Below are 17,706 nucleotides of genomic sequence, written 5' to 3'. Positions count from 1 at the left end.
CGGCTCTTTTGTCACCCGTTCATTCTAATAAATCTCCAGCTCGATTAACGATGGGCCATAGATTTGGAAACCTCTCTCCGTCATATACAACCGTACATAACGACCTTGCACGCTTTCATCCAGTTCAATCGTTTCCGTCAGCTCATCTGCGGCAAGCGTTCGATTATCGGCATGAACGACTACCCAGTCCTCGCTGTCAGCAGATAAATCGTCACCTTCTTGCGCCACCGCTATCTCAAAGGCTTTGCCGTATGCAGTCTCCCAAGCAAGCACAAACTTTTCAATAGTCCGCAACTGACCGAGATCGACATACACCCATTCCGGACGCATCGTCCCATCTTGATTGGCGGCCCAGTCGGCCGACCAACGCGTTCCCAGGTCGCCGTCGGTCAACAGGTCGGCTGTGAAGCCTTCGCCGATACTCGAGGCGGTAACCGATTTATCCAGGGCGAAGTTCGCGCCCGCTGGATCGGTACCCGGACCCGGGTCCGTGCCCGGCCAACTTCCGTCTTCAACATCCCGTATCCAATCGCCGTACACTTCAAATTCATACAGCGAGTATCCCCATGGGGTCGCTCTGTCTACGCCAAGCATACGAATATGGCGAGCTTCCTCCACGGCCAGCGGAATGCTCTCCGTGCCGCCTGTACCGTTCGGATTGACATGGACGTCGGTCCAGTCTGCTTCCCCTGGAACCGATGCACTCGATACTTGAAGTTTGTAGGATGAGGCATATGCCCCTTCCCAGGCTAAGACAACGTTATCCAATGAATAGATCGCACCAAGATCGACCGCTACCCAGCTATTATCGTCGAAGGCCGATTCCCATCTGGTTCCGAGCGTCCCGTCGAACGCGTTTCTAGCCGGCATCGTCGCGTTAGATAGTGACGATGACGCTAACTTGTTAAGCGCAATATTGTTCGCAGCTGTCAATACGCGCTGCTCAGCCATGACTGCGCCGTAACCATGCGCTTCTATAGCAATCGTGTACGTCTTGATCGACGGGAACAAGCCCGCGTTCAGCGTAAGCTGACCCGCAGTCAGCGAATAATGTTCCGCCGCGACAGCGATACCGTCAACGTTAACGCCCGTTACTGCTGCTCGCCACGCCGTATTATCGGCGAAGGTGACGACAATCGGCTGCCCGACTTTGTTGTCCGTCGTATCCGGCGTTAATGCAGGACCCGGCGTCACTTCCGTGATCGATACATTATCGATGTAGATCGTATGAGACGGCACCGGTGTCGTTCCACCTGCGTTCGTTACATTACCGAGCAAATATTTCAGTGTTAGGTTTACATTTGCGCCGGGCAATAAGCTTCTCTTGTATACAGCATTAGAATCGCTTGTAATATTGTAGCTAATCTTCTGATTGTTGTTGTAGCCGGTAAGCTCGAGCTCAATGGGACGGCCCGCCGTCGACCAAGCGTTGAAGCTCAGCTCATAGGCTTTGCCTGCTTGCAGCATGATGCCGCTTTGCATAAGCTGGATCGCCCAACTGGCATTGCCCGGATAGTGGACGTCGATCTTGGCGGTTTCGTTGTGGGCCGTCAGGTCGGCCACGCCTCCCTCGCCGACCCAATTTTCCCAAGAAGCAAAGCCGCTCGACAAATCGCCGTTCAATACCAGATTGCCGTCGCCTGGCATTAGCTGCTGACTGACCGCGGCATCGCCATAACCAGCCGCTTTGATGACGATCGCATAAAGCTTATCGTCAGCGAACACATCCGAATCTATCATGATGCTGCTTGATTGTACCTCATATTGTTCCGGATCAAGCGTCTCACTGTCTACTTCGATGGATGTTATCGCGTCCTTCCATGTCTCGTTAGCCGCGAATCGAATGTCCACCGGCTGGCCTACGCGATTATTCGTTGCGTCCGCAGCCAGCGTGGGCGGTCTCATGACCGGCGCGCCTTGTACTTCAAGCATGACGTTGTCGATGAAGATGTCATGCGCTCCGTCTGGGCTTTGTACCGTTTTGCCGAGCAGGAATTTCAGCGCTAGCGAATCGTCCGTCGTCATTCGGAACGTGAACGAGAAGCGCTGCACACTCGGACCTATCATTAACGGACCGGAGTAGAAGCGTCTCGTATAACCCGCATTCTCCAATGCGACTTCGATATCACGGACGGCGGTCGAGCTAGCGTCAAAAGACAGCGTGTACGTCACTCCTTTGGATAATTGCAGTCCCGATTGGTTAAGCATGACATTCCAAGCCTCGTTGCCGCGGCTTGCCACCGCAACTTTCGCCGCGCCGTCCGTTCCGCTGAATTGCGCGTTGCCGCCTTGCACGAACGGCTCCCAGCCGTCAATTCCGAAAGCAAAATCTCCGTTTTTCAGCGGGAATAGATCAATGCCTGTAAAATCGACATTCAAGTTCGTAAGCCTTAGCAGTTTCACGTTATCAAGCCTTACATCCGCATCCTCGCCGCCGAGCAGGAAGACGAGCTGAGCCTCTTCGTCGGTGATTCCGGCAGGCATGGTGAAGCTTACCGAATGCGAGTCACTTACCGTATCCAGCGCAATCGTATGCGGACCGGAATACGTCACGCTGCCGTTCTTGCTGACGAAAGCAATCCCGATCGTACGCGGCGCTTCTGCCGAACCGTCGAAGGTCAGCTTATATTCATCCTGTTGCAGCAAATTGATTCCTTGCTGGATCAACTTGATCTGCGCAGCATCTGAACCACCGTCTTCGATGACGGCCGACAATTGACGCTCGGCAGGATCAACGGATAATAACGCATCCGCCGTCTCGCCAATTACTGAATTCCAATAGACCATCCGATCCATCGTGCCAAGGTCAAAGCCCCCGTTGTACACATGGTTGCCGCTTCCCAGCGGAGATTTAGGACCGTTCGGATCGTTCAGCACCTCGATCTCTTCCAGCTTCACGCCGCCAATCCATACATCGTTTGGATTCGAGCCCATATTAATCTCAAGCCGGGCTGTCTTATCCGTATCCGCCGTCATCAGGAAGCGGTATTCATAGTGTCCAGCCTCTGTCGTAAGCGCTGCCTCAAAGCTGTCCGAGTATGCGGACCAACCGTTGTCCTCGTCTCCCCCCAGCTTGACCGCAATACTGCGAGCCGCGGCAGACTTCGCGTCGAAGCTAAGCTTATACGCATGGCCTTTGACGAGCGTCACATACTGAATGAACTGCAAGGCGTGCGGCGCGTTGCCGCCATTGGTCACGTCGAGCTTCGCGTACGGAACACCGCCGATCGACTCCACCGATGCTGTTCCGGCTCCGCCGAAGTCGGCACCGTGCACGAAGTTCCAATATTGCGGATCCATCGCCGGAGATGCCGCGTTAACATCCTTGATGCCGTGCGCATAATCGGCGTCATATACGAGATTGCCGCCAACCGCCGGCTTGCCGCCTTGCGGGAACGGCTCCTTCACCAGCAGCGGCTCGGCCGGCTGCTGATATGGGCGACCCGTCAGCTCGTAAGCTCTGACGTAATCGACCTCCATCTTCGCAGGAAGCTTCGAATCGTCGGGAGCTCGTTGGCCGTCGTAATTGCCTCCGAGAGCTAGGTTCAGAATGATATAGAACTCTTTGTCGAATGGAGCCGGGAACGCGTATTTCTCCGGCTGATCTACTCCCCAGCTATGCCAATCATTAATTTCTTGGAACAGATTGCCGTCTACGTACCAGCGGATTACGCCAGGCTCCCACTCCACGGAGTACGTATGGAATTCGGCAATGCTCTCTCCTTCGGGAAATTCGTATTTCGCGCCTGTCGCTTTATTGTTCGGAGCGCCTTTGCCGTAGTGGATCGTACCGTCCACCTCGCCCGGCAGCCTGCCTCTCGCTTCCATAATGTCAATCTCGCCGGAGGATGCCCAGCCTCCGTATTCCTGATCCTTCGGCATTAACCAGAAGGCCGGCCATATCCCTTGACCTACTGGCATTTTGATGCGCGCCTCGAACTTGCCGTACGCCTGGCTGAACGTCGGCGATGTCCATAATCTGCCTGACGTATAGTTTTTGCCGCCGAAGCTCTCTTTCTTGGCCTCGATCGACAGCAGCCCGTCGGCTACACTAATATTTTGCTTGCGGTAGTACTGCTCCTCGTTATTGCCCCAAGATGGAACGCCGTATTCCGTGCCATTGCCTTCCTGGTACGCCCATTTGCTCAGGTCGACGCCGTTCGTATCGAGATTTCCGCCGTCCGATCCGTTGAATTCATCCGACCAGGTTAAGCTCCACATGAGCTCAGCCTGCATTTCCTGCCGTAATTCGGCCGGCTCGAAGCCGGTTGCCCGAATCGCTATCACATACGTCTTCGCAGCAGTGAACTTGCCGGCATCGATTGTCAGCTTGCCCGGCTCCAGCGAATAATCGCCGGCTGCCAAAGCCACGCCGTCGATTGACACCGAGCGAACGGCCGCTTCCCAAGCCGCATTGCTGGCGAACGTCAGCTCAACCTCTTCGCCTATCGCGTTGTCAGCGGCATCTGGCGTCAAGATCGGAGCAGCCGGCAATCTGATATCGTTGCCCGATCTGACCTTCTCGCCGGTCGCTTCCTTCGCACCTTTAAGCTCAAGCCGCACATTATCGATCAGAATATGATGGTCGGCATCCGGAGACGGTGCCCCGTCTTGATTCCCAAGCAGGAACTTCAGGCCGGCAATGTCCTCCCCGGCCATCGTGAATTCGTAGCTGAACGACTTCGTTATTTCGTCAAGCTCCACATCCGTCTCGAAATGACGGAAATAAGTACCGTTCTCGACGATCGCTTCTATTGTACGCGGCACGGTCGAGCGTGCATCGAATGACAAGATATAAGTCTTGTCTTTGGCAAATGCCATGGAAAGCTGCTGAACGAGAACATCCCACGCATTGATGCCCGAATGCGCAATGCTTACTTTCAGCGCATCTTCGTCCGCCGTAACCTCTGCGCTTGACGGTCCGTCATATACGCCTTGGATATGAGCGCTCCATCCAGTCAACTCCTCATCGAAGTAACCGTTCTGCAAGAGGAACGCCTTGCTCCGCGCTTCCTTCAGCTCGACCCGCACATTGTCGAAATAAATGTCGTGCGCGCCGATCGCGGCTGCACCCTGCAGCTTGCCGAGAAGCAGCTTGAGGGATGCCGTCGTGTTCTGCCCGATTGCCATTTCGAACGTTAATGTCTGCATTTCGCCCGTCAATTGCACCTTCTCCGACAACAGACGGTTGCTGTTGCTCTCGTCAACCACGATCTCGATCTCACGGTTCACCGACGCTCTCGCATCAACCGATACGGTATACGTCTGATCCTTGAACAACTCGAAGTCGGTCTGCATCAGCATGACATGCCAAGGCTCCGTACCTTCATTCGTGACTGCCATCTTCAATTCGCCAGCCGCGGCCGAGAAAGCTGCATTCGAGCCGTATCCGTCGTAACGCCCCTGCACATGCTCCGCCCAGCTAGCCGTGCCGTTCGAGAAATCGCCGTTCTTCACCGGGAACTGGTCGTTAAGGGACAGGTCGCCCGCATTGTTGTTCGTCAGTCTTATCATGGATACGTCATCGATGTACACATCGGCTTGCTCGCCTCCAAGCTGGAACACGAGCACCCCTGCCACATCCGTATCATTCGCCATCGTGAACAACACTTCATGCGTATCCATCGATGCCGTAAGCGAAACGGATTGCGGAGCTGCATAATTCGTCCCGTCCGCACTCCGAACAGCTACGCTTATATGCCTTGCGGCAGTCCCGCGTGCTTTGAAACTGATTTTATAATCATTATCCTTAATCAAGTTCATGCCTGGCTGCGATAGCTCGACTGCTCCAGCCGCATTCCCTTTGGTCTTCACATCAACGAGAAGTTCTCTTGCGCTCGGATTAACCGATGCGGAAGCATTCGCGCCTGATGCCGATTTCAAGTTCCAATACGTCATCCGATCCAACCGGCCGAGATCAAAGCTGCCGTTATATACATGGTTGCCGCCCAATGGTTCTTTCGGCGAAGTTTCGTTGTAAGGATCCGGCGCTGTCGTTTCTTCGACCTTCACGTTGCCAAGCCAGATTGGATTCGTGCTTAGACCCATGTTGAACTCGAGTCGCGCGAGCGGGTCGGTATCCGCTCCCATTTGGAACGTCATCTCATAGGCCTGCAGGCTGCCGGACAATCTCGCTTCCAGCGTATCGGAATACGTCGTCCACCCTCTGCTTTCCCCGCCGCCGAACTTGACGGTCATCGTCCGGTTCGCGTCCGACTTCGCGTCGAACGACAGCTTATACCATCTGCCTTTGCCCAAGGTAACATTCTGGATCAGCTGTACGGCATGAGCCGCGTTGCCTCCAGAAGTTATGGCTGCCTTCGCGTACCTGACACCGTCAATCGGATCGACAGAGATCGAGCCGTTACCGAGGAATGTGCTGATATGGGCAAAATTCCAATACTGCTCGTTCAGCGCCACATTCGGCTCGGCAATTGTCGTGAACGGCTGGTTAAATGCCGCATCGTATACGAAGTTGCCGTTCACCGGCTCCTTGTATGTATCCGGATACGGCTCTGCTTCGAACGTCGGCTCGACCGGCTGCTTGTAAGGCCTGCCCGTCAATTCGTATACGCGTACGTAATCGACTTCCATCTTGGCCGGAAGCAGAGACGGGTCAGGCGTGCGTCCTCCGTCGTAATTCCCGCCTACCGCCAAGTTCAAGATCATATAAAACGGCTTGTCGAACGGCGCAGGGTACGCATACTTGGCCGGCTGATCCGCGCCGATGCTGTCCCAGTTGTTCAGCTTCTGATACAGATTGCCGTCAACGTACCAACGAATCTCACCCGGTTCCCACTCGACGCCATACGTATGGTAACCCGTAATGTCTTCGCCTTCCGGGAAATGATATTCATCGCCGGTGGACTTGTTGTTCGGCCAATTGCGGCCGTAGTGAATCGTACCTCCCACTTCCTCCGGCAGTCTGCCCCTTGCTTCCATAATGTCAAGCTCGCCCGATGACGCCCATACGCCGTACTCGCTGTCCTGCGGCATCATCCAGAACGCAGGCCATATGCCTTCGCCTACTGGCATCTTGATGCTCGCTTCGAATTTGCCGTATGTCTTCGTGAACGTCGGAGACGTGAACAGCCTGCCCGACGTATATGGCTTGCCGCCGTAACCATCGTCGTCCGCAGTAATCGTCAGCTTGCCGTCCTCCACTTCAATGTTCTCCGGACGGTAGTACTGCTGCTCGTTATTGCCCCAACCGTCTAGACCATAATCCGAACCCGTACCGTTCTGATAAGCCCATTTGTCGAGATTGACCCCATTCGTATCGACATTGTCACCTGTGCCGTCGAATTCGTCATTCCAAACGAGCTTCCACTCATCCGGCTGCTCGCCGCCTGTTCCTCCCCCGCCGCCAGTGCCGCTTCCTTGATCGCTGCCTTTCGTTACAACACCATCCTTAACGGAAGCCTCTTCACCTTTATTTAACGGGGCGCCATTAAGCTCCGTATTGTCGCCGCTATTGTCTATATGTTCAACAGACCCATCAATCGTTAGCTCCGTATCAGATGCTTCTTCTCCAATCGCCAGCTCCGAGATCGTCGAGCCTTCTCCAACCTCCACATTTGCTCCTGTTTGTACTGTAACGCGATTAACCGAGGATTGCCCGTCGATTACGACACGAACCGGACCATCCGGCTTATGAATAATGATCGAACCTATCAACGAATTCGTAAAATGAATACTGTTGATTCCGCCGCCATTTACATATACCGTGCCTTTCACCGTCATATTCTTCACATAGGCGCTTCCTTCGCCAATACCCGCGGACAAGAAGAGATCTCCCGCAATCGTCCCGCCGGACAACGTAACGTCTTCCGTATTTACAACCGCATTGCCAGTAGAATCAAAACGGTCCACTGTGCCTGCCTCATTAATAATAACCGTGGCAAGCCGATCCAGTACGGCTACAACCTCTGCTCTCGTAATCGGACGCAGCGGCCGCAAATAGCCGTCCGGATATCCTTTCATATACCCTCCGGCTATCATCTTCTCAAGCGAAGCCTTTGCGTAAGCGCTTACTTTATCAGTGTCTTTAAATCCGGCTAAACCTCCTGCTGCAACTTCAGGCAGCTTGAACAACGGTGCAGCTACCATCGCCGCATCCTGTCGCGTCAACGGAGCATCCGGCTTAAATAATCCGCTCGGGTAACCATTGATCGCCCCTGCCTTCCACACGGATGCAATGCTGTTATAGTACCACGCTTTTTCTGGCACATCGACAAACGGCAGTTTCCCGCTTCCCTTCAACCCGAATACAACTTGAATCAGCTTGGCGAACTCCGCCCGCGTTACGCTCCGATCCGGCTGCAGGCTGCCGTCGGGATACCCGGTTAGCAGCCCTTTGTCTACCCACTTGGTTAGAAGAGCCTCACCCCAATGCGCCGATTCCCCGTTGCTTGCGGACTGTGCGGATACTGCCGGAATATATGACGCAAGCATAAGGAAAACGAGTGCCAGCGAAATCAGTTTTTTCGTCATTACTTTCCGTCCTTTCTCGTTCAAATCCATCGATTAAGCCGTTATTAGGCATAAAAAATCAGCCTGCTCTTACAGTTCGATAATGACACTGCAGGTAACAGGCTGATGTGCGACGTTCATGCTCTAGGTGTAAGTTCTAGGAGGCAATATTACTTAACGCTGTTGTACCAGTCGTTAACTTCCTTCGTAATTTGCTCCCCGCCGGATTTCTTCCAGTTTTCAACCATTTCGTCGAACGAGTCGATTGGTTGTTGACCGTAAATGATTTTGCTGTACGTTTCGTTAAGCAGCTTGTTCAGAAGCTCATTTTTGCTTTGCATCGTTTCTGTCAATGGACCCATGTAGTAGTTTTTCTTGCGAATCGATACTTGGTCCATAACTACTTTCATTGCGTCTGTATTTTCTTTCAGACGAGTATTGAATTCTTGTTTCTCGTAAGGCGTTACTGGCTCTGCGCCGCCCGCAAGCTTGACATGCGTGTCAGCATACAACGTTGGGATACGTGCGCCTTCATAAGTCAGCGTGTAGTAAAGCGGCGGTGCCGTTTGGTCTTTCAAACCAGGGAACAGGTCAGGGTATTTGGCAATATCCGCTGTGATCGATCCGTCTGGAAGAGTCGCATAGTCATAACCTTCCGCGAAACCTTTCTCGAATTCGCTGCCCGGTTGCGGGTTAGCAAGGTTATCGAAGAACCAGTTGTAATAGTGAAGAATCGCTTCCGGATTTTTCGAATCTTTGTTGATGAAGATGTAACCGTTAGCCGGCGGGTTGCCGCCTTGCGAACCGATCGTGCCGTCTGGACCAGCAGGTACGCCGTATGCTTTGTACGAAGCGCCTGGAACATTGTTTTTCAGATCCGGGAAAGGCCATGCCGGCAGCCAGTTAGGTCCAAAGATAATGCCCGCTTCGCCCTTCGTGAACAGCTCGGAGCCTTTCGTTTCGTCGAACAATGCCGAGTCTTTCGAGATGTAGCCTTTGTTCATCCATTCATTCAGCTTGGAAAGCGCGTTTTTCGTTGCAGGGTTAACCGAACCGTGCTCCAGAGTGCCATCAGCGGTCAGATTCCATTGTCCTGGCACGGAACCGTAAGCGCCGAACACGAAGCCGATGTCCGTCATCCAGTTCGCGAAGCCGTTCTTGAAGCCTGTTGCCAGACCGATCGTATTTTTCTGTCCGTCGCCGTCTGGATCTTGGTTCGTGAATGCATCCATAACCGTTTCCAATTCAGCAATCGTCGTAGGCGCTTTCAGACCTAGCTTATCGAGCCAGTCTTGGCGAACCCACATCACATGGTCACCGTTGTATGCATAGTCGAGAATCGGCAATGCCATTTTCTCGCCGTCACGGCTGATTGGCAGCCAGATCGTCGGATCGAGCTCAAGACCAGCTTTGTAGGTTTCGTTCGCGTATTTGTCAACAAGATCGCCAACCGGCATGAATTGGTTGGAGTCGATCAGCATGTTGACCGTCTCAAGGTCGCCGCGGTATACAACGACATCCGGCATTTTCTCACCGGAGGAGAGCATCAGGCGAAGCTTTGTTTTGTAAGCGTCATTCGTGTTCGTTACAACCCAATCATACTTAATGTCAATGCCAAGACGTTCTTTGATAAGGCGTGTATGAACGTTATCTTCGATCGATTCGCCTTCTTTGAAGACCGAACCGTTTTGGTTAAGTCCCCAAACCGTCGACAGCGTAATAGGAGTCGTGTATTTACCGTCCTTAAAGTTCTCCTCCGCTGCCGCTTCGGTTTCTTTCGGCGTGTTGCTTGCTTTACCGCCGTTCGTTCCCGTATTCGTGTTGTTGCCGTTGTTGTTACCCGAGCATGCCGCAATCGCCAGCATAAAAGTAAGAATTAATAGTACAGACAACCACTTTTTCATTGCTCTACCCCCATAAGTAATATTATGTTATTTATAACGATATTCCATATCGCTATAATTTAACTATAATGCCATATTAATCACTACGAAAGACCATTATTTTGTTATCGATGCCATTTTGTCGCCTATTCTTTAACCGCTCCCAAAATGATCCCTTTCACGAAATAACGCTGTAAAAACGGGTACACAAGTAGGATCGGGAGCGTCCCTATGAAAATTTGGGCCGACTTAACCGTACGCTGAGAAATGTTTTTGAGCTCATTGATATCCGGATTAATTTTATTGAAATCTTGTTGTACAATTATCGTTTGCAAAAATGTTGATAACGGATATTTTCTATAATCTGTAATATACAACAAACCATCAAACCAAGAGTTCCAGTGCGTCACCATCGTGAACAACGAGATCGTCGCCAAGGCTGGCATGGAAATCGGAAGGAAGACGCTCCATAGCGTCCGGAACTGGCCTGCGCCGTCGATCGTTGCCGCCTCTTCCAGCTCCTTCGGAACTGCGCGGAAGAAGTTCATTAACAATACCATATTGAATACATTGATCGCGCCTGGCAAGACGAGCGCCCAGATTGAATTCATCAGATCCAAGTTGCGGATTAGCATGTAGCCCGGTACGATACCGCCGCTGAACAGCATCGTGAACAAGAAGAACCACGTATAGATCGACCGGCTGCGGAAAACACGATTGTCTTTGGACAAGGAGTAGCCGGCAAGAATCATAAGGCTCATACCGACCACCGTACCCAGCACAGTACGCCATAAGCCGACCTTGAGCGCATTGAAGAAGTTCGCATTATTCAACGTCTTCGAGTAAGCGTCGAGATTGAATCCGATCGGCCAAAGCTTGACTAGATTCGCGTTCGCCGGCGAGCTTGCGCTGAAGCTGACAGCGAGAATATGAATGAGCGGTATGACGCAAGTAATGCAGATAATCGCGAGCAGTACGTAATTGAATACAGAAAACGTTTTGTAGCCTGTTGTTTTATGATACATGAAATCTCATCCTTTATTAGAAAATTCGATAACCAGCGAATTTGTACGCCATCCGGTAAGAGAATACGATCATGATTAAGCCGATAATCGATTTGAACAAGCCGACCGCTGTACCAAAGCTGTATTGACCGTTGAGGATAGCTGTACGGTATACGAACGTATCGATGATGTCGCCTTTGTCGTAGACAAGCGCATTATAAAGGTTGAAGATCTGATCGAATCCGCCGTTCAGGATGTTGCCCAGCGACAGCGTGCCGACAACGACCGCAATCGGAATCATCGACGGGATCGTGATATGAATCGTTTGCTTCCAGCGCGTTGCGCCGTCGACTTCCGCTGCTTCGTACAATGACGGGTTAACGCCGGACAGCGCAGCCAGGAAGACGATCGTGTTGAAGCCGAAGTTTTGCCAAATATCGCTGACAACGACCGTGAATCGGAACCAGTCCCCGTCGCCAAGCCAGAATACGTTAGACAAGCCGATCGCATTCAGCGTCTGGTTGACGATACCTTTGTTGCCGAGCATATCGGTCAGTATCGCACCGAGAATAACCCATGAAATAAAGTGAGGCAGATAGACAAGCGTTTGTACAACGCGCTTGAACAGCATTTTGCGAACCTCGTTAAGCAATATTGCGAATGTGAACGGTACAATGAGACCGAATACGATTTTTAATCCTGAAATAATAAGCGTGTTCCATATAACCTGCTTACTGTCCGGATATTCGAACATAAACCTGAAGTGCTCCAGGCCAACGAACTTCGATCCGGAAATGCCGTCATACGGCTTAAAATCCTGAAATGCCATGATGAGACCGCTCATCGGTACGTAAGCGAAGATGAACGTTACGATAACTGCCGGCAGCAGCATCAGATGCAAGGGCCAAGTGAGTCTTATTTTCTCTCTACCTTTGTTCTCCCGCTTCTGCGGTTGTTTCTCTGCTTGCGGCAGCGGTTTGTTTAATGCGCTATCCACTCCTGTTGCCCCTTTCCAAACAAAAATTGATTTGTGTTTTATCAGCTCTCCTGTATGATTAATTTTATCAGCAGTATCTCCTGTGCTATAGACCACGTTCTTTGGAAGCATGCCACTTTGTTGACTTATCTATCGCTATTTAAACAAAAAAGTGAGGTTGACCATGCGTTTACGAGAAAATACGTTCACCAAAATCATGACGTTAATCGTTTTGCTCCTCATTCCGATCATCGTCTTGTATACGCTTTCGATTCGGACAAGCATCGAAGTTATTAAGGAAGAGATGAAGTCCTTGAAGCAGAAGGACGTCGCCTTCTTAGCCAGCGAGATTGATCGGAGTGTAACGACGCTTTCGTCGCTCGGTTTTTTGCTTAGCGAGGATATTCATATTCAACAGCTGCAAACTTTGCATTTGATCGAAAGCGCCTACGTGCGGAATGACGAGAAGCTTCGCATCATCGAGCGCCTTCGGCTGCTGAACGTATCCCAGCGCTGGGATACGCAATATTCGGTGCTAGCGCCCGCAAGCAAAGAGTTCGTATCAACCAACATATACCTTGGTTACGATCTGGATTACGTCAAGCAAATTTATGCGCCAAAATGGAAATATGAAGAAATGATTATTCAGAACATTAAGCAGAAGCGGTTCGTGCGCCATATTGTTAAACCGAACAACAAAGTAAACGACCTTGAGAACGCCGGCATCATCGTCGAAATCTCTTTTCCCGAGGAGCATCTCATTAAAGACCTCGATACGTTCAAGCTTGCAGGCAAAGGAGACCCCTTCCTCGTCCATAAGGACGGCGCGGTCATTCAGAATCGCAACGCGGACAAAGAGATGACCGATTCGATTCAAAGCTTTCTCCCTAGCATCACATCGGATGCTGCCGCCAACAGCATCATTAAAGTACACGGGAACGACTTCCTAGTGACGACCGCGCACATAGAAACGCTAGACTGGTATCTTGTCGATTATGTGCCGCTAGCCGACATACTCAAGCCGATCGTCAAAAGCCAGAACCTGTTCTATGGATCTGTGGGTCTGCTCCTTGTCATGAGCCTGTTGGCCGGATACTTGCTCTATCGGAACGTTCAGCGGCCGATCGGCCTGCTCATCCGCAGCGTGAAGCGGCTGCAGGACGGCAACTATTCAACGAGGATTACAGCAAATCCGAAAAATGAATTTACGTACCTATTCCATCGGTTCAACGACATGGCAGCTAATACGGAGCAATTGATTCAGAAGCTGTACGCGGAAGAAATTCGAACCCGCGAAGCCAATGTGAAGCAGTTGCAGTCGCAAATCAACCCGCATTTCCTGTATAATTGCTTCGCGCTTATACGCAGCTTGGCAAGACTGGACAAGAAAGAGTCGGTTATGAAGCTAGCGATGCATCTGTCCAAATATTATCGTTATACGACGAGGGTAGAGAAGCAAACCGCTACGATTAAGGAAGAGCTCGATCTGATCGAGAGCTACTTGGAAATTCAGCAATTCCATATTCAGCATTTGTCCTATGAGATTCACGTACCGGAAACGATGCATCACCTAGAAATTCCTAGACTGCTGCTTCAACCGCTTGCCGAGAACGCGGTCCTTCACGGCATTGAACGTTTCGAAGGCGATGGCATAATTACGATTACCGGAGAGAGCAATGATCGTTACTATACGATCACCATTGCGGATAACGGCATAGGCGTTACGGAGGATGGGATGAGGAAGCTGGAGATGAGCGTAATGAATCCGCCGAACGACGGTACAGGATGCGCGCTATGGAATATCCGTCAGCGAATGATATACCAATTCGGCGCCGAGGCGTCGCTGACTTTCCGCGTCAAGCCTGAAGGCGGACTTGCCGTATCGATCACTTGGCCGCATAACAGTTAGACGATCAGACACATACTTCACCATTGGAGGTGCATCACAGCCTTGTATCAATTGTTAATTGTTGACGACCAGCCCGATCTGGTTGAAGATCTGGCCCATAACTTGCCGTGGAGCTCGGTAGGCATCGATAACGTGCATCAAGCCTATTCGGGGCAAGACGCCATTGCCATCATGAACGAAACGCCGATTGACATCGTCATTACCGACATTCATATGCCCGGTCTATCGGGGCTTGAACTCATCGAGCAGATTCGCGGCACTTGGACCAATGTAAGATGTATTCTGCTTACGGGCTACAACGACTTCGAATACGCCAAGCGGGCGCTGCAGCAGCAAGCGACCGATTATTTGCTTAAGCCAGCTGAGGATGAGGAGCTGCTTGAAGCGGTGAAGAAAGCGGTCACCGAGCTGGAGCAGCATTGGAGCGCGGTAACCTCGCAGCATAAGTCGCTGACCTCAATGAAAGAAAATTTGCCCGTATTGCGGAAGCATCTGCTCGCCTCGCTGCTGCATGGCAAAACCTTTGCTGCATCCGAAGAGCTGCAGCAGAAGCTCGATATGTTCCAACTGCCTCATACGGCAGGCTCGCCGTTTTGCATTATGCTGCTGCGCATGGAGGACTACTTCGATGAGCAGTCAGAGCGGGATAATTCCTTGCTCGAGTTCGCCGTATGCAACATCGCCGAAGAAATATTCGCCGACGAGTATACGTTGTGGCACTTGAAGGATGATCACGGTTATCTCGTCTTCCTGATTGTGCGCAAAACGAGCAGCAAGACGATCGACACCGCGGGCGAGCAGCTTAACCTGCAGCAGGTCGAATCTAAAGTCGCTCAGCTTCAGCATTATGTGAGCCTTTATTTGAAAGGGACAATCTCGCTCGTGCTGAGCAAGCAAGCCTTGTTCCCCAATGAAGTCAGAGATACGTACGAGCGTTGTCTCTACAGCTTCAGACAGCGGATCGGTAGCGACCGCGGCTTTATGTTCTCGCTTGCGGATGAAAGCGACCAAGGCGAAGCCAATTCTCTGACGCAAATTTACAATCCGCCGCTTCTCCATCATTTGCTCGAGGCGGGACAATGGGACGCGATTACCGACAAGCTGAACGGCGCCTTTGAGGAATTGGAGCATAAATGGGGCGATTCGCATGAGCACATCTTGGAGACGTATTTCAATATCGCAAGTTCGCTCAGCTTTTCGATTCATAAAAACAAGCTGTGGATGGCCGACATTATGAAGGACAACTTCAACCAACTGCTCGGCGGCCCGCATTTCCATACGATTAAGCAGCTTCGGGCATGGACCGAGGATGTGTTAGGCGCTTACCGGAGCCAGATGAGTTCGAAAAATCGGGATTCGCGTTCCGGCATCGTCCAGAAGGTGCAGGAATACGTCTCGAATCACCTCGAGGACGCTTCTCTCCAGACGATTGCGTCGAATGTCTATCTGAATCCCTCTTATCTGTCAAAGGTGTACAAGCTTGAGACCGGGGAAGGGATTAGCGATTACTTGTCGAGGCTGAAGATGGAAAAGGCGGCTCATCTGCTTCGCTCCTCCAACGAGAAGATCTACGAGATCGCCGCCAAAATCGGTTATTTGAAAACAAGCTATTTCATCAAAGTATTCAAGGATCGTTACGGCATTACGCCGCAAGAATTCCGCGACAGATAATCATTTATTATTGCGAGGGAGTTACGGCATAGTATACGCCGCTGGTACAGCTGTTGGCGGGACTATAAGTAGCCAGCCCCCGCCGAACAAGTTCATACAAATGGGCAAGCGTCTCAGCCATCGCAAATCGCAGATTATGCGGATTGTCTCGCAGTCTGCTGCCAAATAGAGCCTCGCACATGTCAAAAGCTGTGCGGGGCTCTTCAGCGAGCATCTCGGCCATCCGCTCGAGTCGGCGTCCATGATGGGAGATGAGCTCCTCTATTCGTCCGGTGAAATCGCCAAATGGATCGCGATGTCCGGGATATGCCATCTCCACCTCATAGCCGGCAAGCTCCTTCAGGCTTGTGAGGAATAAATCAAGAGGTCTCTCATCCTCGCCAGGCACGACGCTCACATTAGGGGTAATATGCGGCAATACTTGATCGCCGCATATCATCCATTTGCGCTCCGGTTGATAGAAGCATATCTGACCGGATGCATGTCCAGGAGCGTCGATGAGCAGCCAGTCTAAGCCGCCTAATGCAATCGTGCTGCCCGCTTCTATATAAGCGACTTGCGGCTGCGGCGATACCATCTTCACGAAGCTGGACAGATTATGCCCAATCGCTTCCAGCAACTCCGCCGGCATGCCGTGCTCGGCGAACAGCGACTGGAGCTCCTCTGCGAACCGGCCATCCTCTCCCCATAACCGCTGCGCATAGGCATGCGACTTCCTCGACATATAGACCGGCGCGCCGCTTTTCTCCTGCACGTAACCGGCGAGGCCGTAGTGATCAGGATGCTGATGCGTTAATAAAATGCGCGTAACATCCGTCCATTTGAGCTCATGCTCCGTCAGCGCTGCTTCCCAAGCTGCAATCGCTTCATCTGTCCGCAATCCTGGATCGATCAACGTATAACCGTCTTCCTCCGGTATGATATAGCTATTGACCCACCTCAATGAAAATGGCAGCGGTACCTTCACCTGCAGCCACCCATTCTCAAGTTGCAATGTATGTAATTCCCCCATTATATCGCCCTTCCTATCATGACTAATCGATTAGAATCGGCCTCCCGATAGGGAGTACCGTCATAATTGCCATATACACCTATCAGATCTAAACCCGAGCTTGCGAAGTGTTCCCTGAACCAATCCAGCTCATAAAGCCGAACACGCTCCACATACTGCCGCTTCGCGTCCTTGCCGTCCTTGAAATCTAACTCCGTTATCGTGATTTCCTTCTTCACCCATTCGCCGTCAATCCTCCGCACCTCCTCGATCCGAACGCCCTCTTCCTCATCCTCCCTTACGGAATGGGGAACGAGATGCTCCGCGACGTAGGTTGGATTCAAGAAATCGATGAGGCAAAGCCCTCCTGAACGGAGTACGCGCCTAATATTGCGCAGCACGCCAATATTATCCGACTCTCGCGCAAAATAACCAAAAGAAGTAAACAAATTGACGGTCGCATCGAAGCTTCCATCCTCGAAAGGCAGCTCGCGCATATCCCCGTGTATCCACTCGACTTCTCCATTCGCATCATGCTGCCTTGCTTCCTCCAACAGATCGTCCGATAAGTCAACGCCCGTAACCGCGAAGCCAAGATCGGACAACGCAACGGAATGCCTCCCCATCCCGCAGCCGATATCGAGCACTTTGGCCCCTTGGGGCAAACCAAGCAAGCGAATCATTCGCTCGATTTCCTTCCTAGCGGCCTCCATGTCTCGATGCTTATAGACGAGCATATAATCGTTGCCGAAGCTTGTCTCATACCAAGGTTTCATTCACTCTTACTCCTTCATTATCGC

The 17,706-nt window shown here is 51.7% G+C and carries 8 protein-coding genes; 2 read left to right on the top strand and 6 right to left on the bottom strand.

Annotated elements, in window-relative coordinates:
- Positions 1-24 precede the first annotated feature (24 nt).
- The 4 genes from AC0YN0_RS01940 to AC0YN0_RS01925 form a co-directional block, all read right to left on the bottom strand.
- Entirely contained in the window at positions 25-8,493 is an 8,469-nt protein-coding gene (locus tag AC0YN0_RS01940) for a carbohydrate binding domain-containing protein (RefSeq protein ID WP_475819767.1), read from the bottom strand.
- Between the two features lie 149 nt (positions 8,494-8,642).
- Positions 8,643-10,376 carry an extracellular solute-binding protein gene (locus tag AC0YN0_RS01935; protein ID WP_442050513.1) on the bottom strand — a complete coding sequence of 578 codons (1,734 nt, stop codon included), beginning with the start codon at positions 10,374-10,376 and terminating at the stop codon, positions 8,643-8,645.
- 125 nt (positions 10,377-10,501) lie between these two features.
- The gene (locus AC0YN0_RS01930; protein WP_475819766.1) at positions 10,502-11,380 is read right to left on the bottom strand and encodes a carbohydrate ABC transporter permease; all 879 of its coding nucleotides are present in this window, start codon (positions 11,378-11,380) and stop codon (positions 10,502-10,504) included.
- A 16-nt stretch (positions 11,381-11,396) separates the two neighbouring features.
- A complete protein-coding gene (locus tag AC0YN0_RS01925; protein ID WP_337099833.1) occupies positions 11,397-12,251 on the bottom strand; it encodes an ABC transporter permease in 855 nt (284 codons plus the stop codon).
- Positions 12,252-12,519: 268 nt separating this feature from the next.
- Between AC0YN0_RS01925 and AC0YN0_RS01920 the strand changes: the two genes are divergently transcribed.
- Both AC0YN0_RS01920 and AC0YN0_RS01915 read left to right on the top strand, forming a co-directional pair.
- Complete coding sequence (locus AC0YN0_RS01920) at positions 12,520-14,244, top strand: sensor histidine kinase (protein WP_475819765.1); 1,725 nt, start codon at positions 12,520-12,522, stop codon at positions 14,242-14,244.
- Between the two features lie 42 nt (positions 14,245-14,286).
- Complete coding sequence (locus AC0YN0_RS01915; protein ID WP_475819764.1) at positions 14,287-15,915, top strand: response regulator; 1,629 nt, start codon at positions 14,287-14,289, stop codon at positions 15,913-15,915.
- Between the two features lie 7 nt (positions 15,916-15,922).
- On the opposite strand, the gene AC0YN0_RS01910 is transcribed toward AC0YN0_RS01915, so the two are convergent.
- The gene (locus AC0YN0_RS01910; protein ID WP_475819763.1) at positions 15,923-16,927 is read right to left on the bottom strand and encodes an MBL fold metallo-hydrolase; all 1,005 of its coding nucleotides are present in this window, start codon (positions 16,925-16,927) and stop codon (positions 15,923-15,925) included.
- The gene (locus AC0YN0_RS01905) at positions 16,927-17,682 is read right to left on the bottom strand and encodes a class I SAM-dependent methyltransferase (RefSeq protein ID WP_475819762.1); all 756 of its coding nucleotides are present in this window, start codon (positions 17,680-17,682) and stop codon (positions 16,927-16,929) included. The genes AC0YN0_RS01910 and AC0YN0_RS01905 overlap by 1 nt, the downstream gene beginning before the upstream one ends.
- Positions 17,683-17,706 lie beyond the last annotated feature (24 nt).

It is taken from the genome of Paenibacillus sp. J22P218 (genome assembly GCF_056269195.1).
This window is presented reverse-complemented; position numbering and strand designations above follow the sequence as displayed.